Annotated in this window: 19 protein-coding genes; 12 read left to right on the forward strand and 7 right to left on the reverse strand. The window is 45.3% G+C overall.

Features of this window, described 5'->3' with window-relative positions; all coding sequences use genetic code 11:
• Window positions 1-21 precede the first annotated feature (21 nt).
• The 12 genes from P6709_RS13215 (at window position 22) to amyS (ending at window position 13,599) form a co-directional block, all read left to right on the forward strand.
• Window positions 22-1,020, forward strand: coding sequence for an acrylyl-CoA reductase family protein (locus P6709_RS13215; RefSeq protein ID WP_278241397.1), 999 nt, complete (start codon window positions 22-24; stop codon window positions 1,018-1,020).
• Between the two features lie 177 nt (window positions 1,021-1,197).
• Window positions 1,198-2,280, forward strand: a complete 1,083-nt coding sequence (locus tag P6709_RS13220) for a type III polyketide synthase (protein ID WP_278241398.1) — start codon at window positions 1,198-1,200, stop codon at window positions 2,278-2,280.
• A gap of 16 nt (window positions 2,281-2,296) precedes the next feature.
• Window positions 2,297-2,836, forward strand: a complete 540-nt coding sequence (locus P6709_RS13225; RefSeq protein WP_278241399.1) for an isoprenylcysteine carboxyl methyltransferase family protein — start codon at window positions 2,297-2,299, stop codon at window positions 2,834-2,836.
• A 152-nt stretch (window positions 2,837-2,988) separates the two neighbouring features.
• Complete coding sequence (locus tag P6709_RS13230; protein WP_278241503.1) at window positions 2,989-3,768, forward strand: threonine/serine exporter family protein; 780 nt, start codon at window positions 2,989-2,991, stop codon at window positions 3,766-3,768.
• A 67-nt stretch (window positions 3,769-3,835) separates the two neighbouring features.
• The gene (locus P6709_RS13235; RefSeq protein WP_278241504.1) at window positions 3,836-4,297 is read left to right on the forward strand and encodes a threonine/serine exporter family protein; all 462 of its coding nucleotides are present in this window, start codon (window positions 3,836-3,838) and stop codon (window positions 4,295-4,297) included.
• 205 nt (window positions 4,298-4,502) lie between these two features.
• Window positions 4,503-5,405 carry an N-acetylmuramic acid 6-phosphate etherase gene (gene murQ / locus P6709_RS13240; protein ID WP_278241400.1) on the forward strand — a complete coding sequence of 301 codons (903 nt, stop codon included), beginning with the start codon at window positions 4,503-4,505 and terminating at the stop codon, window positions 5,403-5,405.
• Window positions 5,406-5,424: 19 nt separating this feature from the next.
• A complete protein-coding gene (locus tag P6709_RS13245; RefSeq protein WP_278241401.1) occupies window positions 5,425-6,792 on the forward strand; it encodes a PTS transporter subunit EIIC in 1,368 nt (455 codons plus the stop codon).
• An 84-nt stretch (window positions 6,793-6,876) separates the two neighbouring features.
• Window positions 6,877-7,986 carry a DUF871 domain-containing protein gene (locus tag P6709_RS13250; protein ID WP_278241402.1) on the forward strand — a complete coding sequence of 370 codons (1,110 nt, stop codon included), beginning with the start codon at window positions 6,877-6,879 and terminating at the stop codon, window positions 7,984-7,986.
• 48 nt (window positions 7,987-8,034) lie between these two features.
• Complete coding sequence (locus P6709_RS13255; RefSeq protein WP_278241403.1) at window positions 8,035-8,895, forward strand: MurR/RpiR family transcriptional regulator; 861 nt, start codon at window positions 8,035-8,037, stop codon at window positions 8,893-8,895.
• Between the two features lie 46 nt (window positions 8,896-8,941).
• On the forward strand, window positions 8,942-10,351 hold the full coding sequence (glcD, locus tag P6709_RS13260) for a glycolate oxidase subunit GlcD (protein ID WP_278241404.1): 1,410 nt from the start codon (window positions 8,942-8,944) through the stop codon (window positions 10,349-10,351).
• Window positions 10,348-11,661, forward strand: a complete 1,314-nt coding sequence (locus tag P6709_RS13265; RefSeq protein ID WP_278241405.1) for a (Fe-S)-binding protein — start codon at window positions 10,348-10,350, stop codon at window positions 11,659-11,661. The genes glcD and P6709_RS13265 overlap by 4 nt, the downstream gene beginning before the upstream one ends.
• A 393-nt stretch (window positions 11,662-12,054) precedes the next feature.
• Entirely contained in the window at window positions 12,055-13,599 is a 1,545-nt protein-coding gene (amyS, locus tag P6709_RS13270) for an alpha-amylase (RefSeq protein ID WP_278241406.1), read from the forward strand.
• Window positions 13,600-13,923: 324 nt separating this feature from the next.
• On the opposite strand, the gene P6709_RS13275 is transcribed toward amyS, so the two are convergent.
• The 7 genes from P6709_RS13275 to P6709_RS13305 all read right to left on the reverse strand — a co-directional run bounded on the left by P6709_RS13275 (window position 13,924) and on the right by P6709_RS13305 (window position 21,548).
• Window positions 13,924-14,892 carry a sugar phosphate isomerase/epimerase family protein gene (locus P6709_RS13275; protein WP_278241407.1) on the reverse strand — a complete coding sequence of 323 codons (969 nt, stop codon included), beginning with the start codon at window positions 14,890-14,892 and terminating at the stop codon, window positions 13,924-13,926.
• A 20-nt stretch (window positions 14,893-14,912) separates the two neighbouring features.
• Window positions 14,913-15,953, reverse strand: coding sequence for a Gfo/Idh/MocA family protein (locus P6709_RS13280; protein WP_278241408.1), 1,041 nt, complete (start codon window positions 15,951-15,953; stop codon window positions 14,913-14,915).
• Window positions 15,954-15,961: 8 nt separating this feature from the next.
• Window positions 15,962-16,984: a Gfo/Idh/MocA family protein gene (locus tag P6709_RS13285; protein ID WP_278241409.1), complete on the reverse strand. Its 1,023-nt coding sequence runs from the start codon at window positions 16,982-16,984 to the stop codon at window positions 15,962-15,964.
• A 1-nt stretch (window position 16,985) separates the two neighbouring features.
• Complete coding sequence (locus tag P6709_RS13290) at window positions 16,986-17,714, reverse strand: ThuA domain-containing protein (protein WP_278241410.1); 729 nt, start codon at window positions 17,712-17,714, stop codon at window positions 16,986-16,988.
• A gap of 14 nt (window positions 17,715-17,728) precedes the next feature.
• Window positions 17,729-18,550: a carbohydrate ABC transporter permease gene (locus P6709_RS13295; protein ID WP_278241411.1), complete on the reverse strand. Its 822-nt coding sequence runs from the start codon at window positions 18,548-18,550 to the stop codon at window positions 17,729-17,731.
• 12 nt (window positions 18,551-18,562) lie between these two features.
• Window positions 18,563-19,837 (reverse strand): carbohydrate ABC transporter permease, encoded by a 1,275-nt coding sequence (locus tag P6709_RS13300; RefSeq protein ID WP_442905332.1) that lies wholly within the window; start codon window positions 19,835-19,837, stop codon window positions 18,563-18,565.
• Between the two features lie 397 nt (window positions 19,838-20,234).
• Window positions 20,235-21,548 (reverse strand): ABC transporter substrate-binding protein, encoded by a 1,314-nt coding sequence (locus P6709_RS13305; protein ID WP_278241413.1) that lies wholly within the window; start codon window positions 21,546-21,548, stop codon window positions 20,235-20,237.
• Between the last annotated feature and the right edge of the window lie 11 nt (window positions 21,549-21,559).

Here is a 21,559-nt window from a genome sequence, read left to right on the forward strand (position 1 = left end):
ATTGAAAAGGGGATGAATAAGATGTTATCAAAGTTCCGAGCAGTCGTTGTAGATAAAAAAAATGACAGCTTCTCAGTAGAAGCTATAGAAATGGATAAAAAGGATCTCCCGGTTGGGGAGCTTTTAATTAGGGTTGCCTATTCGAGTGTGAATTTTAAAGATGGTCTTGCCGGCAGTGAAAATGGGAAGATCGTACAGAACTATCCGATGATTCCGGGAATTGACCTGGCTGGAACTGTTATTTCTTCAAAGGACAGCCGTTTCAGGGAAGGGGATCATGTCATCGCCACCAGCTATGAGATTGGTGTCTCTCATTTTGGCGGGTACAGTGAACTTGCGAGTATCCCGGCAGATTGGGCTTTGCCTTTGCCGCAGAATATGACATTGAAAGAAGCGATGATTTATGGGACAGCGGGATTCACCGCTGCGCTGTCTATTCATCGGCTGGAAGCAAACGGCGTATCGCCTGAAAACGGAGAAGTACTTGTTACAGGTGCTTCAGGAGGAGTCGGAAGCATGGCGGTTTCCATGCTGGCTAAACGCGGATATCAGGTTGTCGCAAGTACAGGACAACAGCAGGAGCATGACTACTTGAAGGAATTGGGTGCAGCCCATGTTATTTCACGCGAGGACGTGTATAACGGAGAACTGAAACCCTTACAAAAAGGGGAATGGCAGGCTGCAGTAGACCCGGTTGGAGGAAAAAGTCTTGCATCGGTATTAAGCAAAATTAAACGCGGCGGAGCGGTTGCGGTAAGTGGGTTAACTGGCGGAACGGAAGTACCCACGACAGTTCATCCGTTTATCCTTCGCGGTATAAGTCTGCTGGGAGTGGATTCAGCGTACTGTCCGATGCCGCTTCGGCAGGAAATTTGGACCCGCCTGGCAAGCGATTTGCAAATTGAAAATTCTGAAGCTCTTATTGATCGGGAGGTTTCACTGGAGGAAACCCCTGCTGCCATGGAAGACATTATGGAGAGTAAAGTTCGGGGAAGGGTCCTGGTGAAAATAGAAAACTAGGTTTTAAATGTTGGAAGTGACCATTGTTGCAGTAAAAGGCAAATACGTAAAAATAGTGAAAATTTCACCGGTCAGAGGGCCTGAGACAGATTTTGTCTCAGGCTCTTTTTAGTGCTTGTGTAAAATGCTGGCCTGTGGGAAATAATGGGGAAGGTGAGAGGTCAAGGAGGAGAAAAAATGCCAAGAATTCTTTCGGTAAGTTCATATCAGCCGCCTTATAAAATAGAGCAGGAAGAAACGGCGAGACTGACAAAAAAATTGTTTCAGGATGATTTTAAAGAAATTGAACGCTTATTAAAGGTGTTTCAAAATGGAGAAATTAAGACGCGGCATTTTTGTGTGCCGATGAATTGGTTTGAGAAACCGCATAGTTTTGAAGAACGCAATCAGCTATATATTGAATTGGCGACAAAGTATGGGGTGGAGGCGATTCAAGCCTGTTTAAAAAATAATCTTTATCTTGAAGAAGAAGTTTCTTCTGGGGATATTGACGCTATTATCTTTGTATCGAGCTCAGGTATTTCCACTCCCAGTCTCGATGCAAGGATCATGAATAAGCTTTCTTTTTCTGATAGTATGAAGCGGATTCCGATCTGGGGGCTGGGCTGTGCAGGAGGTGCCTCGGGTGTGAGCCGGGCCTTTGATTATTGCCTTGCTCATCCTTCTGCAAAGGTTCTTTTGCTGTGTGTTGAGCTATGCAGTTTGACCTTTCAGCATGATGACCGCTCAAAAAGCAATTTAATCGGGGCGTCCCTATTTGCTGACGGAGCCGCGTGTGCACTAATTTGTGGTGACAATGTAGAAATTAAAACAAAGAAAGCTGTTCCTTTGATCAAAGCCACGGCTTCTAAATGGATGCCTGATTCTGAGGATGTTATGGGATGGGAAGTTAAAAATAACGGATTGCATGTCGTGTTCTCAAAGGATATTCCTGCAATTATCAGCAGCTGGCTCGGACCATTTGTTGAGGATTTTCTTGGTCAGCATAATATGGCCCCTGAGGATGTTAAACATTTTGTCGCCCATCCCGGAGGAAAAAAGGTTTTAAAGGCATATGAAAAAACACTCCGCTATAGTGAAGAAAAAATGCATCATTCCAGAGAAGTGCTCACCCATAATGGGAATATGTCCTCTCCAACCGTCCTCTATGTTCTGGAGCGTTTTATGGAATCAGAGGATTGCCGGCAGGGTGATGCGGGCTTGCTGACGGCATTAGGGCCCGGCTTCAGCGGTGAATTGGTTCTGTTGAAATGGACGTAAAAATGGAGGGGTCAGCATGATCTATTTGATCATTATACTTGTAGTTGTGCAGCGGCTGGCTGAACTGATAGCAGCAAAAAGAAACGAACAGTGGATGAGGGAGCAGGGTGCCTTTGAAGCAGGAGCATCACATTATCCTTATATGCTAGCGCTGCATATTGGCTTTTTTTTAAGTCTGCTTGCTGAAACGCTGTTTTTTGATCGGCCTTTATCTCCGTTTTGGCCTCTGCTACTTCCGCTATTTTTGGCTGCTCAGGCATTCAGGATCTGGTGTTTGAGGTCTCTTGGCCGTTTTTGGAACACGAAAATATTGATTCTGCCTGACGCTGAGGTAGTCAGAAAAGGGCCGTACAAGTGGATCAAGCACCCCAATTATTTGGTTGTAACCGTTGAACTGCTCATTCTTCCGCTCCTGTTGCAGGCGTATGCTACTGCTGTTTTATTCAGTTTGTTAAATGCCGTTATGCTGTCTGTTCGAATACCAGTGGAAGAAAAAGCGCTGAAAGGTTCAACAAATTACAAGGAGTCATTTGAACGGCAGTCTGATCCGGGATAATTGAGTTTTGTAAACGAAACTGAGTCGCACGCCGATTCAGTTTTTTTGAAGTTTATTTAAAACTATCTGAACGATCAATACTCATGATACACTTAAACCAAATTCATGCGCTCGCACTTGTGATGGGCAAATCTGATGTTCGGAGCGATCATATGGACCAGGAATTGGATATTGAACAATACTTAGAAGAGCAGTATGACATCATGGACGTCAGTCTATTGGCAGGTAAAATTATGCTCGAAAGCGGGGCAGAAACCTACCGGGTGGAAGATACGATGATGAGGATTGCCGCATCTTACGGAATAAAGGAATCCCATAGCTATGTGACACCGACTGGCATCATGTTCTCGATTGAAACGGAAGAACCGACAAAAACGAAACTGATGAGGATCTCCAACCGGACCACGGACTTAAAAAAAGTGATGCTGGTAAACAGCACATCAAGAAGAATTGCTAAAGGTGAGCTTGATGTTCCTCAGGCCTACCGGATATTAAAAAGAATTTATGCATCAGACGAGACGTATTCGCTCCACACAAGAATTGCGGCTGCCTCTATTTCCAGCGGCTGTTTTTTAATGATGTTTCAGGGGGGATGGGTCGATTTCATTCCTGCCGTTATTGCAGGTGGAATCGGTTTTGCCAGTGTCGGCTATTTCCAGGAATTGATTTCGATTAAATTTTTTGCTGAGTTCATGGCTTCTCTGATTATAGGAGTATTGGCTCTGCTTTTTGTGTATATCGGGTTTGGGGCAGAGCCGGATAAAATTATTATCGGCTCAGTCATGCCGCTTGTACCTGGTCTGCTTATAACGAACGCGGTAAGGGATTTGATAGCCGGTCATCTGATTTCCGGCTTATCTAAAGGGGCAGAAGCTTTTTTAACCGCTTTTGCAATTGGTTCCGGCATTGCTGTAGTGGTCACGTTTCTATAAGTAAACACGAGGAGAAGAGTATTCATTTACTGACTCGCGCCATCAACATAGAGAGATCATTTGTCTGATAGAAAGGAAGAGGAGCATGACGATTCTTGTCCAGTTAATTACGAGTTTTATTGCAGCTGCGGCATTTGCTGTAATCTTTAATGCTCCGAGAGAATCATTGGTCAAGTGCGGCTTTGTCGGCATGCTTGGATGGATTGTTTATTTTCTGCTGAGCACCCGGGGAATGGACATTGTTCCGGCGACCGTTGCAGCTGCATTTTTGATTGCGGTCGTGAGTCAGGTCTATGCAAAAGTATATAAAGCACCGGTCATTATTTATATTGTTGCCGGCATCATTCCGCTTGTACCCGGGGGGATGGCGTATGATTCGATGCGTTATTTTGTGACAAACGACTACAACATGGCCGTTTCTTTAGCGGCGAAAGCCTTCATGGTATCCGGCTCGATTGCCATGGGGATTGTCCTGTCAGAGGTTATTAATCAGCTGCTAAGGCAGAGCAGATTAAAAAGAATAGGGTAAGCAAGTAAAACAGCTTCATGCAGAAATTTGTGCATGAAGCTGTTTTTTCTATGTAAATATAGTGTATTTGCTATGTTCGGTCCCTTTTTTACTATCTACTAAAACAACAATTTTGAAATTAAATTTCATAATATTTTAAAATAATATTGATTTTTTGTTTCTGTAAGCGCATACTGATACATAATTCAAACAACTAGAAGGTGAGATGGACATGGAATTAAATAAATTATCAACCGAACAGCGCAACAGTCAGACCGGGCAGTTAGATGCCATGAGTATTCATGAGATATTACATGCAATGAATGAAGAAGACAGAACGGTGCCCGAGGCCGTAAAAGAAGTCATTCCTTCTATTGAAGAAGTAGTTCTAAAGGCAATAGAACAAATCAAATCGGGCGGCAGATTAATTTATTTGGGAGCAGGGACAAGCGGCCGTCTAGGTGTACTTGATGCAGCAGAATGTCCGCCTACTTTTGGCGTGGATCCATCCCTTGTCGTTGGCATTATTGCAGGGGGAGAAGAGGCGTTGCTTGAGGCAGTGGAAGGGGCTGAAGATTCAGAAACGCTCGCAGCAGAAAACCTAAAAGCAATTGGTCTTACAAACAAGGATATAGTGGTCGGCATTGCAGCGAGTGGAAGAACACCCTATGTAAAAGCCGGGCTTGCCTACGCTTCTTCTAAAGGCGCGGCCACAGCCAGCATTTCGTGTAATACAGGGGCTGTGATAAGTCAGCAAGCAGACATGCCGATTGAAGTACAAACCGGACCTGAAATTCTTACAGGCTCCACCAGGCTTAAAGCGGGAACTGCTCAGAAGCTGGTGCTGAATATGCTTTCCACGTCCGTTATGATCGGACTTGGAAAAGTGTATCAAAACCTGATGGTGGATGTGAAAGCAACGAACCTGAAATTGGAACACAGAGCGAAAAATATGATTGTTCAAGCAACAGGGGTGGATAAAGAAACAGCCTCTTCCTTTTATGAACAGTCTAATCAAAATGTCAAAACAGCGATTGTCATGATACTTGCAGAAGTATCGGTTGAAGAAGCGGCACGGCGTTTAAATGAAGCAGAAGGATTTGTTAGACAAGCGATTAAACAGGGTTGATAAAAAGGGGGACTTTGGGGTGAAGAAGGAACAGCAGCTTGCACATTTGATCTTGGAAAAAGTCGGGGGAAGAGACAACATCATTCAGCTTGATCACTGTATGACAAGAATCAGGTTATCCATAAAGGATGAGTCTTTAGTTAACATAAAAGAGCTTAAGCAGGTTCCGGGAGTCATGGGAGTAGTTGAAGATGATACGCTTCAAATCGTCGTAGGACCCGGCACTGTGAACAAGGTAGCAGACGAAATCAGTAAGGAAACCGGCTTGAAGGTCGGAGAAGTTTCAGCAGATCCAGGCTTAACAGCGAAGGATCGGCAGGCAGCGCTTAAAAAGAAAAATAGTACACCGATTAAAAACGGCTTAAGAAGAATCGGGAATATTTTTATCCCGTTAATTCCGGCGCTGGTAGCTTCCGGTATTCTGAATGGCGGCGCGAACTTCGCCGTAAACGCAGGAGTTGATCCGACGAATACGATTATTGCTATTTTGCTTTTATTAGGTGGCGGCGTCTTCGCATTTTTAGGGATTTTAGTCGGCTGGAATACAGCCAAGGAATTTGGCGGAACGCCTGCTCTGGGGGCAATTGCAGGGATTATCATCATTAATCCGGCTTTGGCGAACATCACTCTCTTCGGGGAAGAACTGGTGCCCGGGCGGGGCGGACTTATCGCCGTTATTTTAGCCGCATGGTTTATGGCGGTTGTTGAAAGGTTTGCGAGAAGATTCGTACCTAATTCAATTGATATTATCTTAACACCGCTTATCGCTGTTCTTGTAGTTGGATTTACGACACTGATTGTGATTCAGCCTGTAGGCGGCTGGCTATCAGCAGGCATAACAGATGGCATTAATTTTATTCTTGATATTGGCGGCGTCGTTGCAGGAGCTGTTCTGGCTGGATTCTTTCTGCCGCTTGTTATGGTGGGGCTGCATCATGGTCTTACGCCGATTCACATGGAGTTCATTAACAGCATTGGAATCACACCGATCTTAACCATTCTTGCCATGGGTGGAGCAGGGCAGGTTGGAGCTGCAATTGCTGTATTCGTAAAAACAAAAAATACAAGGCTGCGTACGACCATTAAAGGGGCTTTGCCGGTTGGATTTTTAGGAATAGGCGAACCGCTGTTATACGGCGTAACCCTGCCGCTTGGCCGTCCGTTTGTAACAGCGTGTATGGGTGCAGCTGTCGGGGGCGCATTCCAGGCGTTAACCGACACAGCGGCGCGGGGCATTGGGGTATCTGGTTTATCCTTAATCCCTCTAATTGATGACAACAAATTTCTCATGTATTTCCTTGGACTGGTCATTGCCTATACATTCGGTTTCATTTTCACGTATTTATTCGGGTTTAAAGAGTCTATGGCGGACAACCTGGACAGCTAAGATTCATGTTCAACTTGGCGGGTAAGAGGAGACTCTTGCCCGTTCATTTTAGGTAAGGATCAAGTAAGAAAAGGAGGAATTGAAATGATTGGTGCATCTGTTTTTCTTGGACAGCAAAGCACACAGGAACAGGAAACCTATCTCGATCTCATTCAAAAAGCGGGAGGAAAAACAATCTTCACTTCACTGCATATTCCTGAAGATGATGCAGCGTTGTATAAAGAAGCCTTAAAAGCCCTTGCTGCTCAGGTTCGGGACAGAGGCATGAAACTCTATGTGGATATGTCAGGCCGGTCGATGGAATTTCTCGGATTATCATGGAAAGATGCCAGTGTTTTAAAGGACTGGGGTGTAGAGGGAATCCGGATGGACTACGGCATTGATTCTCAAACCATTGCGAATATCTCCAAAGTGATGACGGTAGCGCTGAACGCAAGCACGATTACTCAGGAGTGGATGGACGAGCTTTCAGCACTTGGTCTTCAAAAAGAACAATCGGAGGTTTGGCATAATTATTACCCGCGTCCGGACACAGGGCTATGTTCACACTGGTTTGATCAGAAGAATCGGTGGTTTAAGAAAAATGGTTTTAAAACAGCCGCGTTTATCCCGGGAAATAAACGCTTAAGAGGTCCTCTCCAAGAAGGACTGCCAACGCTTGAAAAACACAGGGGAATCTCTCCTTTTGCTTCCTATTTGTCATTAAAGCGCGAGCATCCGGCTGATGAAATTCTTATTGGAGATCCTGAGATTAGTTCGCATACGTTTCATCAGCTGGCCATGTATCAACAGGGCATCATTTGCCTGCGTTATGTTCCTTTTACAAAAGATGATATGTCTCAGAATCTTTTGTCGCTCGAGCATAGAAACCGATTTGACCCAGCGAGGGATGTAATCCGTTCTGAGGGAGCGAGACCGTATTTCCAATCTCAAAAAGGAAAGATTAAAGCAGACCATACAATTGAACGAAAGACTGGCACGATCACCATAGACAATGAACACTACGGCCGCTATCAGGGAGAGCTGCAAATCGTACGAAGACCTCTTCCGGCTCATGAAGGAGTGAATGCAGCAGGTCAGATTGTAGACGAAGATCTTCCGCTGATTGAGTATATCGGTGCTGGTCAGGCCTTTGTGCTGCTGCCCGTCCCTCAAAACACAGGGGATGGAGAAAGTTCTTTTTCCTCTATATAATGAGAGGTACTACAGGATGAACGCTGTTGGTTCACACGGGAGGACAAGATGTCTATTTTTTCGGTTTTAAAACAAATTGAACGAAATCTTGAATTGTTTACAAGAGCTGAAAAGTCGGTTGCGAACTATGTGTTAAGCAGCCCGGCGCAAGTGATGGAAATGACAACAAAAGAATTAGCTGCAGCGAGCCATAGCAGTGAAGCGGCCGTTATGCGGTTTTGTAAACGGATCGGCATTCAAAGCTTTAAAGTGATGAAGCTGGAATTAGCAAAAGAACTTCACACAAAAGGAGAAGGAATTCCAGAGGCAGTGGACTCTCCATTTCAGCTTGAAGATGATCCAAAGCTGATCATTCAAAAGGTTATGTTTAATACGATACAGGCTCTTCAAAATACAGAGAAAATGCTTTCCGTAAAATCCATATCGAAGGCAATAGATTATTTAGATCAGGCAGAGCGGGTTTTTGCGTATGGAGTAGGGGGGTCATCTGTTGTCGTAAGGGATTTTACACAAAAGCTGCTGCGGATTAATGTTAATGCGTTCAGATCAGATGACAGTCATTTACAAATGACCATGACGGCTAACGCTACACAAAAAGATGTAGTCTTTGTCGTTTCAACCTCAGGGAAGACAAAAGAAGTAGTAGATCTTCTGAGCATTGCCAAAAAACGGGGAGTCACATGCATTTTGCTGACACAAAACGGGTCATCACCTGCACGCAGACTTGCAGATCTCGTTCTGACTATGTCAGAAGAAGAACATAACTTACGCATAGGCACCATGACAGCCAGGATCGCTCAAATGGCCGTGATCGATGCTCTTTTCATTGGGCTTTGTTCAAAACGGGGTCAAGAGGTGTTTGAAAGAATCGTAGACACACATGAAGTCGTTCAGCATTTGAAAAAATAAATGAATGAAGAAATAGTTACGCTCTAAAGAGAAAGGGGGGAGAACCATGAAACCTGAGATTTTGGAGCAGCTCCACCAGTTAATTGGCAAGGAGCACGTTCAGTCTTCTTCTGCCTCACGATTAGTGTATTCGTATGATGCTACACCTGGCTATCAATCGATGCCGGATGCGATCGCCGTTCCGGGTTCTACAGAAGAAGTGGCGGCGATTGTGAGGCTGTGCAATGAAAACAGAATTCCTATTATTCCAAGAGGTTCAGGCACTAATCTGTGCGGAGGAACCTGTCCGACTTCAGGAGGGCTGGTCCTGCTTTTTACGCGCATGAAAAACATACTTGAAATTGATGAAGAAAACCTGACCGCTACTGTACAGCCGGGTGTCATTACAAAAACCCTGATTGATGCAGTGGAGGAGCGGGGTCTGTTTTATCCGCCGGATCCATCTTCCATGAAGATTTCCACAATTGGGGGAAATATAAATGAAAATTCAGGTGGCTTGCGTGGTTTGAAATATGGTGTAACCAAAGATTATGTGCTCGGCTTAGAAGTAGTTTTGCCGAATGGATCCATTATCAAAACGGGAGGAAAGCTTGCGAAGGATGTGGCCGGGTATGACCTGACCAAGCTGATGGTGGGGTCAGAAGGAACGCTTGGCATTGTCACAGAAGCCACGCTTAAGCTAATTCCGATTCCAGTATCAAAGCAGACGATGCTGGCTGTATTTGACTCTATGGAACGCGCAGCAGAAGCTGTTTCATCCATCATCGCCCATCGTATGATCCCTGCTACGCTCGAATTCATGGATAAACCGACGATAAAAGCAGTCGAAGATTTTGCGAAGGTAGGGCTTCCTTTAAACGCGGAAGCTGTACTGTTAATTGAACAGGACGGTGAAGAGGCAGCGGTCTTAAAAGATATGAAGAAGATGCAAGTCATCTGCCAGGAAAGAGGAGCGATTTCAGTTGAAACGGCTCAAACACCGCAGCAAGCCGAGAACTTGCGCACAGCAAGAAGAACCGCTCTTTCTGCTTTGGCACGCTTAAAGCCGACCACGATATTGGAAGACGCAACGGTTCCCCGGTCAAAAGTAGCGGAGATGGTCCACGCCATTAATGAGACAGCCCGCCGTTTTAACTTGACCATCTGTACATTTGGTCATGCAGGCGATGGAAATCTTCATCCGACCTGTTTAACGGATGCAAGGGACAAGGAAGAAATGGAAAGAGTTGAGCTGGCATTTGAAGCTATTTTTGAAAAGGCAGTGTCACTTGGCGGGACCATTACCGGAGAACACGGAGTAGGCGAGATGAAGGCTCCTTATTTAGAATGGAAGGTTGGTCCAGCAGGGATTGAAATCATGAAAGCAGTTAAACAAACGTTTGATTCAAACAATATAATGAACCCCAATAAGATTTTTGGAAAAGATACACGAAAACGATTGGTGGTGGAATCATGACCAGTACGGAGGAAATCAGACTCGCCTTTGTAGAGCGGGTGGATGAAAATGAATTAATGAACTGCATGCGCTGCGGCTTTTGTCTGCCGAGCTGTCCCACATATATTCAGTCCGGAGAGCAGGAAATTCATTCTCCAAGAGGACGGATTGCGATGATGAAAGCGGTGCGTGACGGGATGATTGAAGCAGACGAAGAAGTGCGAAACTCCCTTGATGTCTGCCTTGGCTGCCGAGCCTGTGAACCTGTCTGCCCGGCAGGCGTGCAATATGGCCATTTGCTTGAGGAGTCACGGGCAATTCTACAGGAGCATACCTCTTACTCGGGTCCGCAAAAGGCTGTGCGCCGCACCGTCTTTCACGAGCTGTTTCCTAAAAACAAGCAAATGAACCGGGCCGTTAACCTTGTTGGCTTTTATCAGCGATCCGGATTGCAAAAAGGTGTCCGTAAGGTGGGATTTTTAAAGCTGTTTCCAAAAGGAATGCAGGAAATGGAAAAGGTTTTGCCGCCTGTGCAAAAAGAAAAAAAGCGCCGATACGAGCAGAAGGTTTTTGATGCAATCGGTGAAAAAACCGCGACGGTCGCTTTCTTTGCAGGGTGCCTGATGGATACGATGTTTAACGAGACCAACCGGGCAACCATCAAGCTTCTTCAAATGGCCGGCTGTGAAGTGCATATTCCGGACGATCAGGGCTGCTGCGGAGCGCTTCACGGGCATGCGGGAGAGAAAGACCAAGCAATTGCCATGGCAAAACGAAATATCTCTGCCTTTGAATCCATCCAAGCGGATTACATTGTCCTTAATGCCGGGGGCTGCGGAGCTTATTTGTCAGGCTATGATCACTTAATGAATAAAGGGGAGGGCTGGAAAGATCGAGCCCGTTACTTTTCTTCCCGTGTGCGTGATTTTTCCACGATTTTAATGGATATGGGCTTGCAGGAAAAAGTGAATATGACCTGTCCTTCAACTGTAATTACATATCAGGACTCCTGCCATTTGCGAAACGGTATGAATGTTTACCGTGAGCCAAGGCAGCTGCTCAAGCAGGTTCAGGGAGTGGAGTACCGTGAAATGCCGGATGCTTCAGGATGCTGTGGTTCGGCGGGGATTTACACCATTGTTCAGCCGGAAATGTCTCTCAAAATTTTAGATGATAAAATGGAAAAAGCAAAAACCACGGAACCAGGCGTTATTGTAACAGCGAACCCAGGCTGCCTTCTGCAGATGAAGGTGGGCATTGAGCGAAGCGGATTAGCAGGTAAAGTAGAAGCTGTACATTTAGCAGATTTTCTATTGAAGGCAATCCCATAACTCACTTTGAGCCTGGGACAAAAGTGTCTCAGGCTCTACTACCGGTTCGCTGCGCTTCAGGCGGACGCAGGGGCGGCAAGCTGAGCCTTCCCGGGGCCTTACCCGTCAAAGTCTAAGCTTGCTGTCAAATCCTGCAGGAGTCGCCACCTTCCGCTCCGCTCACCTCTTACTATTAATAAATATCTCCACACTTTTAAACTTTCTTGAGTTTTGTCCCTGCCTCTATTTTTACATAAAAATAAAAATCCACCTATTAGACTAGCATATTTGAAATGATGTAGGTCCAAATAGCTTTTTTACTTTGCCATCTTTTCTTTTGGTAATGTTTGTTAGATAATCAATTTATGCAAGCGTTTTCATTAGCGTGCAACAATCGGATAAGGGGATGAAAAGATGAAGGGGTGGCAAAAACTAACCAGATGGCTGGTCGCTTTACTAGTTGCATGTACGATATTGCCGTATCAAATGATTGGCAATGCTGCAACTCCGCAGAACGGAACCATGATGCAATATTTTGAATGGTATCTGCCAAATGATGGACTTCATTGGAATCGACTTACGAATGATGCATCAAATCTAAAAAACCTTGGAATCACAACCGTTTGGATTCCTCCTGCCTATAAGGGGACGTCGCAAAACGATGTTGGGTACGGAGCATATGATTTATATGATTTAGGAGAGTTTAATCAAAAAGGCACAGTCAGAACAAAATATGGCACACGGGGGCAGCTTCAGACAGCCATTAACACCCTGAAAAATCAGGGCATAGGAACCTATGGAGACGTTGTGATGAATCACAAAGGAGGGGCGGACTTTACTGAATCTGTTCAGGCAGTGGAGGTGAATCCAAATAACCGCTCACAGGAAACCTCCGGAGAATACACAATCTCTGCATGGACAGGCTTTAACTTTGCAGGAAGAAATAATCTTCATTCAGCTTTTAAATGGCGCTGGTATCATTTTGATGGCACAGATTGGGATCAATCCAGAAGCTTGAACAGAATTTATAAATTCAGAGGCTCTGGAAAGTCATGGGATACAGAAGTATCAAACGAGTTTGGAAATTACGATTATCTTATGTATGCAGATGTCGACTTTGATCACCCGGAGGTAAAAGCAGAACTGAAAAACTGGGGTAAGTGGTATGTGCAAAGTTTGAACTTGGATGGCTTCCGATTAGATGCAGTTAAACATATTAAACATGATTATATTCAGGAGTGGCTCACAGATGTCAGAAGAACTACAGGAAAAGAGCTTTTCACAGTCGCAGAATACTGGCAGAATGACCTCGGCGCCATTAACAATTATTTAGCCAAAACAGGCTATTCTCATTCTGTTTTTGACGTACCGCTGCATTACAACTTTCAGCGCGCAGCCAACAGCGGCGGTAATTTTGATATGCGCACGATCTTCAATGGATCAGTCGTTCAGCAGCACCCGACGTTGGCTGTAACGATTGTAGACAACCATGATTCACAGCCGGGCCAATCTCTCGAATCGACTGTTGATGCCTGGTTCAAACCGCTTGCTTATGCCATGATTATGACAAGGGAGCAGGGCTACCCTAACTTGTTTTACGGTGATTTTTACGGAACAAAGGGATCAAGTAATCGGGAAATTCCAAATTTGTCTTCAAAATTAACTCCTATTTTAAAAGCAAGGAAGGATATGGCCTACGGAACCCAGCATGACTACTTAAATCATCAAGACGTAATTGGTTGGACAAGAGAAGGTGTAACGGACCGTTCTAAATCAGGACTGGCCACCATTCTGTCTGATGGTCCCGGCGGAAATAAGTGGATGTATGTTGGAAAGCGAAATGCAGGCGAAACATGGAGAGATAAAACAGGGAATTCTTCAAACACCGTCACAATTAATAGCGACGGGTGGGGGCAATTCTTTGTAAACGGCGGCTCGGTTTCGATTTATGGAGAGTAAAAGAGAAAGAGCGAATGAGGGTCTATGCTGATAAATAGAGAACAGATACAAAAAAATAATCGTTAAAAGAAAAAAGCACTGGCAGAGAGATGCCGGTGCTTATTCTTATGTTCTGCTTTAGCTTCACAAGCTTCAGCACAGGCAGGGGCTCGAGGTCATAAGCCACCCTGCACAATAGGCAAAGAGCGCCTATTAATGCAGGTCGTCTTATGCTTGTCGCCCCTAAACGCCTGCTTCCGCTTTTAGTATAATATCCAGCTGCAGCAGGCAGCTCCTCGGATCGTCTTACGTCTGTCGGAGCTGAACGCCTGCTTCCGCTTTTAGTTATAGCCACCACATTTCTGCTGGTTGTTCTTTGATGTTGACTGATTTTAGGGTGGTGACGGCGCGTTGGAATCCTTCTTCTATGCTCATGATTGGGTCTTCGTGTTCGATGCTGACAACATGGTCGTAGCCATATGTGCGAAGGGCGCTGATGATGCCGCCCCATACATCTGCAGAGTGCCCCATGCCTACTGAGCGGAAGTTCCATGCGCGGGTTTGGATGTTGCTGTAAGGCTGCATATCCGTGAGGCCGTACATGTTTACGTTGTCTTGATCAATATAAGTATCTTTAGCATGGAAATGGTGGATGGCGTTTTCCCTGCCAAGTATTTTGATCGCGCCAACTGGGTCAATTCCCTGCCACCATAAGTGACTTGGGTCAAGGTTTGCACCGATGTACTCATTGGTTGCTTCACGAAGCTTTAGCATCGTGTGCGGAGTGTGGACAGAGAAACCGCCATGAAGTTCAAGGCCAATTTTAACATCTGCTTCCTTGGCGATTTCACCAATTTCTCTCCAGTATGGAATCAGCTTGTGTTCCCATTGCCATTCTAAAACGTCGCCGTATTCATTTGGCCATGGAGCTACCGGCCAGTTAGGCTGGCGCGCCTGCTCGTCTGCCCCAGGTGTTCCGGAAAACGTGTTTACTACGGGTACGCCCATTAGCTGAGCAAGTTTAATGCTTTTTCGAAGTGCTTCATCGCTTTCTTTCGCGAAAGCAGGATCAGGGCTTACCGGGTTTCCATGGCAGCTGAATGCACTGATCGTTAAACCGCGGGAAATGACAGCGTCTAAATACTGATTGCGTTTGCCCTCGTCTTCGAGCAAGTCGTCAATCGGGCAGTGATTCGTGCCAGGGTAGCCGCCGGTGCCAATCTCCACTGCATCCAGTCCTGAATCCTTCACATAATCCAGCATATCTTCAAATGATTTTTGAGCAAAAAGAACGGTAAAAACACCTAACTTCATTTCTCATTCCTCCTTAATCTTTAATTAAACGTAATGGCTTTTCCTGTGTCGCTGCTTTCATAAATGGCTTCTATAATTTTTGATACCATTAACGCTTCCTCAGGCTTTACAAGAGGGGTCTGGCGTCCGCGGCAGCTTTCAACAAAGTTGGCTGCTTGCGGTATACCCGGGTTTTCGTCATCTGAAATCCAATACGCACTCTGGTCAAGAAGCATTCCGTATTTTGATTGGTAAAGCTTCAAAGGGTATACATCTAGTCCGCCGTTTGTACCGGATACGCTGACCGTTTCCTGGTCATCTGCCAGGTTGGCTGCCCAGGATGTTTCAAATAGAAGGGTGGCACCATCTTTAAATTTAATGAAAGCTGTTGCGTGATCATCCACTTCAAAGGTGGACGGATCAAAGGTGCCCCATTGGTTAACGATATCTGCCTGCCGGCTAAGCTCGTTATATGTAGCCCCTGATACTTCTGCAATTTCCGGAAACTCCATTAAGTGCAGGGCTAAGTCAAGGAAATGACAGCCAAAGTCAATCAGGCTTCCTCCGCCTTGCAGCTCCTTATTCGTAAAGACGCCCCAGCCGGGAACTTTACGGCGGCGGATCGCTTGAGCTCGGGAAACGAGAGGGCGTCCGATTTCACCTTCATCAATAAAACGTTTTGCTGCGCGTGCTTCTTTTGAATAACGGTAGTGATAAGCGATCATCAGAATCTTATCTGCCTTTTTAGACGCTTCAATCATTTCCTCGCATTCTTTAGCAGTGAGGGCCATTGGTTTTTCACATAGCACATGAACCCCTGCGTTTAGCGCTGCAATGGAAATTTCAGCATGAAATTTATTTGGTGTGCAAATCGTTACTGCATCCACATGCTCAAATACTTCTTCATATTTGGTCGTGTAAAAAGATATGGAATGATCTGCGGCAACCGTTTGCGCTCTTTCTTCGTTGACGTCACATACAGCTGTAATTTCAACATGATCGCTTAATAGTTGAAAGGCGGGAAGGTGCCTTGAAACGGCAATTCCTCCTGCCCCAATAAAGCCCATTCGTAATTTTTCCATCATATCACCTATAGTTTTACGATTTGTTTTGTTTCGTTGGATTGAAGGGCAGCTAAAATCACCTGAAGAGACTTCATCCCTTCATACCCTGTCACTAATGGCTCATTGCCAGTCAGAATGGATTCAACAAAATGGTTGATCACACCGGTGGATACTTGTCCGCCTTCTTCATTAGACTGGATTTGGCCGAGACTGAGCTGCTCTTTCGTTCCATCGTTTTTATGAAAAACAACAGAATACGTCTCGTCGTCTTCGAGGCGGAGCACTCCTTTTTCTGCATAAATAACAGTGGAGTTATCTTCCTTGCCTTTATAAGACCAGCTTGCCGCCAGCGTACCGATAATGCCGCTTTCCGTTTTTAACAAAAGTACAGCATTGTCATCAACATTTGCTTTTTTGGAGCTTGTTTCCACCATTGCGGCTACTTCCGTCATTTCTTCTCCCAATATATAGCGGATAAGATCGGTCTTGTGGACGCCGAGATCACCCATAGCCCCGATAAATGCTTCTTCTTTTTTAAAGAACCAGCTTGCAGCGCCGTCCACGCTCCAGGCTTCAGGACCAGGGTGGCCAAATGCTGTTCTGAAACTGAATACTTTTCCAAGCTTTCCTTCAGCAATCCATTTTCTTGCTTGCTGATGTGATTCTACAAAGCGCTGATTATGGCCGATCATCAGCATTTTTCCGCTCTTTTCCGCAACAGCAATCATTTGCTCCGCTTCTTCCTGGCTTGTCGCCATCGGCTTTTCGCAAAGAACATGATTTCCAGCCTTCAGGGCAGCTACCGAAACAGGTGCGTGTAAATAGTTTGGTGTACAGACGCTGACCGCATCCAAATCTTCTTTTAACAATTCGTGGTAATTGGTGAAGACCTTAGCAATGCCGAATTTGTCAGCCGCTTCCTGAGCCCTCTTTTCGTTAATATCGCAAATTGCCACAACTTCTACTTGATCATTTTCAGCGTATTCCAGCAGATGCCGTTTTTGGGCAATACTTCCCGCGCCGACAACGCCAATTTTCAATCTGGTCATCTTAGTCCTCCTTGTAGCCTTCAAGCTTTTCAATTGGCTTTGCATTTCCGTATACAGGATACTCGCGCTTAGTAGGGGCAGCCCATTTTACGCCATTCGCAATTACTTTTTGAATTTGTTTATTGTAGTACGTAGGGTGTGTTTCATGTCCTGGACGGAAGTAAAAGATTTTGCCGTTTCCGCGCTTGAATGTTGCACCGCTGCGGAATACTTCTCCACCTTGGAACCAGCTTAAGAATACCAGCTCATCAGGAGCAGGGATATCAAAATGCTCCCCGTACATTTCTTCTTCTTCAAGTTCGATATATTCACCGATGCCATCTGCAATCGGGTGGCTCGGATCAACGACCCAAAGGCGTTCTTTCTCCTGCGCTTCACGCCATTTCAGGTCGCATCCCGTACCCATAAGAGTTTTGAAAATTTTCGAGAAATGAGCAGAGTGGAGGACAACTAGTCCCATACCTTCCCATACTCTTTTTTGAACTTTTTCTACAATGGCGTCATCTACTTCATCGTGAGCCACATGACCCCACCAAAGCAGAACATCTGTATTATTCAGTACTTCTTCTGTTAAACCATGTTCAGGCTCATCCAGTGTAGCCGTTTTCACGTCGTATCCATGCTCTGTAAGTGCAGAAGCAAGTACCTGGTGAATCCCATCAGGATAAATTTTTGTTACTTCTTCATTGTTTTTTTCATGGCGAAACTCGTTCCAAACCGTTACATTCATTTTTTACACTCCTTTTATTCTTTGACTGAGCCGGAAGTAAGTCCAGCTACAATTCTTCTTTGGAAAATCAATACCAGTATAACAATAGGAATGGTCACAATAACAGTGGCAGCTGAAATATCTCCCCAGGGAATTGTAAATTGACTTTGGTAGAAAGAAATTCCTACGGGAACAGTCCGCCATTTGTCTGCGGTATTGATCGTAAGCGCAAACAAATATTCGTTCCAGGCAGCAATGAAAACCAGAATCCCAGTAGTAAAAACGCCGGGCGCTGCCAGAGGAAAGATAATCTTGCGAAATGTTTGAAAAGGTGTTGCTCCATCTAGTTTAGCAGATTCTTCGAGCTCCCACGGAATCTTTTTAAAGAATGTTGCAAGGATCCAGATCGAGAGTGGCAAGCTGATTGTAATATATGGAATGACGAGTCCCATATAGCTGTTTCTAAGGCCCATATCCGATACAAAATTGTAGATCGGTGAAATAATCGCAATCTGCGGAAACATGGAAGCTGCGAGTATAATACCGAGGATAAGCCCTTTGAATTTAATTGGCAAGCGTGTTAGTGCATAAGCTGCGATGGAAGCAAAACCAATCGCAATAATCGTCGTTAAAGTGGAAACAACAAAGCTGTTTAACATGTACCGAAACAATGGACGTCTCTCTACTGCATTTACGTACGAGTCAAGTGTGGGATTTGCGGTAAACCAATTAAAATTGTTGAAAATTTCACCCTGCGGTTTGATCGATGTGAGGAAAACCCAGATGAAAGGGAACATCACAAAAAATACAAACACGACAAGAAAAATATAAAATCCTATACCAGCACGTTTGTTCATCTTGATTCCTCCTTATCGAGATCTTCCTTCAAATAGATCAGACCCGATGAATTTAATAAATAAGGTTGAAATTAAAGCGACACATAAAAACACGATGACAGAAAGTACAGATCCTGCTCCAAAATTCTGCTGAGAGAATAGGGTGATATAAGCATAAATGGATATGGATTCAGTAGAGTTCGCAGGTCCGCCGCCTGTTAATACATAAATTAAGTCGAACACACGGAAAGCATCAAGTGTCCTGAAAAGCAAAGCTACTAAAATTGCTGATTTTAATAAAGGCAAAGTGACTTTCCAGAATTGCTGCCATTTGCCTGCACCATCAACTTCGGCTGCTTCATATAAGGAACCGGGAATCGTCTGAAGGCCGGCAAGAAGTAGAAGTGCCATGTAAGGCGTCGTTTTCCATACATCTGCAAAAATGACAGAAAACATACCTCCGTTTGCTGTAGACAGAAGAACAGAAGCGTCATTAATTAAACCGAATTGTTCAAAGTAATGAGCGACAATTCCTGTTTGTCCGTCGTATAAAAAGCCCCACATCATCGCTGCAACAGCCGTTGGGATCGCCCATGGTATGAGAACAGAGGCTCTTACAACACCGCGTCCGATAAAGACCCGATTTATCAGGATTGCGATGGCAAGACCCAAAACGAGTTCTACTGCAACAGAAGCAATGGTAAAGATAAAGGTATTTAAAAGGGACTGCCACATCCGGGCATCCTGCAAGTAGCGGCTGTAATTGCTTAACCCGATAAAGTTAGATTCAATTACTGCGCTGTTAATTGTATCCAGCGTTCCTGCGACGTTTCCTGCGGTAGTGGAAAAGTCTTCTTCAGGTGCACCCTCGGATAGAGCAATAAGCTCTTCATTCGAAGCGGCCAGAAAATCTTTGTATCCTTCTGCCCAGTCGTTATCCACTTCTGCGTACTTTAAATCCCGGTCAGATATAGCAGTAAAAGAAGCAATCATTTCATCTACTTCTCCATATTGCTCCTCTAAACCATCCATTTCGATAAGTTCGCTGTGGAAGGCTTCAATTTCTGTTTGAATGTCATTGACTGCTTGAGCGGTTTCATCATCCGGTGCCTGTGCAGATAAATCCTCCAGATCACGAGAAATGTAAAAATATTCAGTAGCGTACCGTTCCAGATCTATATTGGATTGTGTGAACCGTTCTGATCGGGAAGGGTCTGTAAGGCGGTAATCGAATAAACTGTTGTAAAACGATTGCGCAACCGGCCATAGGGTAACAAGAATAACCAGAATAAGGGCAGGGGCAACCATGGCGTATCCAAGCTGCTTTTCATTTAACTGAAACTTCAATTCTATCACCCGCTTTTTCGTTTAATAGAAAGGGGAGGTGAACAAGTTTCACCTCCCCTTCGTTAAGTTGTCGTGTGTTCCTGGCAGGGGCTTAACGCCTGCTTCCGCTTTTACTATAATATCCAGTTCCAACGGGCAGCTCCTCGGATCGTAAGCCGCTCCGCCATGCAGGCAAAAAGCGCCTGCTTGGCAGTTCGCCTTACGTCTGTCAGAGCTTAACGCCCGTTTCCACTTTTACTGATATCCAGCTGCAGCAGGCAGGGGCTCGAGGTCATAAGCCGCACTGCCCAATAGGCAAAGGGCGCCTATTAGTGCAGGTCGTCTTATGCTTGTCGCCCCTAAACGCCTGCCTCCGCTTTTATTCAGCCATTGCAGCTTCTATTTTTTCCTGCATGTTGGCTGCTGCTTCTTCAGGTGTGATGTCTTGTGTCAGTGCTTTGGATAGTTCTACCTGCATGATGTCTGTGATCTGCGGGTAGATAGGTGATACTGGACGCGGTACAGCGTTTTGAAGAGTAGTGACAAATTCTTCATTTGAGAATAAGGCAGCTGCGTCCTGAACTTCTGGGTCATCGTACAGTGCTTCTAAAGTAGGGGCACGTCCGCCTACTTCTGCACTGATTTTTTGTCCTTCAGGCCCTGACATGAACTTCACAAATTCCCATGCTTCATTAGGATGTTCACTGTAGCGGTTGATCATGCTCATCCAGCCGCCAAGTGTTGCTGCATTGCCGTCGTCACCGGCAGGCAATACGGCAAAGCCGACATTTCCTGCAACTTCAGATGCTTCTTCATCGTTTGAGGTTGACTGCATGTAAGGCCAGTTGCGGGCAAATACAGCATCTCCTCCAACCCAGGCGTTGTTTGTTTCAGTTTCCTGGAAGCTTAAGATATTGCTTGGCACGAAGTCGGAGTTTACAAACTCAACCATTTTTGTGATTCCGGCAATTGTTTCAGGACTGTCTACTACGACCTCATTATTCTCATCAACGACTTGTCCGCCGTATGCCGCGATAAATTCGATCGCATTTGTAATCATTCCTTCATATTGATTGGCCTGCATCAGGTAGCCGAATTCTGTACCGCCTTCCCCGTTCAGTTCACCAGCCATCTGAAACAGCTCGTCCCATGTTTCAGGAGGGGTTTCTACGATATCTGTACGGTAGTAGAGGAGTCCTGCATCCGTAAATTTCGGCATCGCGTACTGACGTCCATTAAAGTTTCCTGAAGCGACGGTGCCAGGGAAGTAGTCGTCCATGTTGATGCCGTCAGCTTCAATGAAACGATCCAGATCAAGAGCGTATTGTGCCTGGGCAAATTCTGCCGGCCAGATCACATCGGCATCAAATACATCAATTTCTGTATCCTGAGAGCTGAAGGAGGTAACGTACGTATCGTGTGAGGCACCTGTATCAGCTGGCATTTCACGGTAATTTACAGTGATATTCGGATTTGCCTCTTCAAATGCTTCAATTAGCGCCTGTGTAGCGCCGGTTACGTCAACGCCGGATGCGTAGGTGATTTCAACCTGCTCATCAGATCCAGCATCACCGTCGCCGCCGTTATCCGGGGAGTCGTTTGCTGCATCCTCGTCATCCCCGCTGCACGCTGCCAAAAGTAAGCTCATTGTCAGAACAGTTGCTCCTGCAATTTTTTTATTCCAAAGTTTCATGTAAATGCCCC

It is taken from the genome of Jeotgalibacillus sp. ET6 (assembly GCF_029667115.1).
In the GTDB taxonomy this organism is placed as follows: Bacteria; Bacillota; Bacilli; order Bacillales; family Jeotgalibacillaceae; genus Jeotgalibacillus.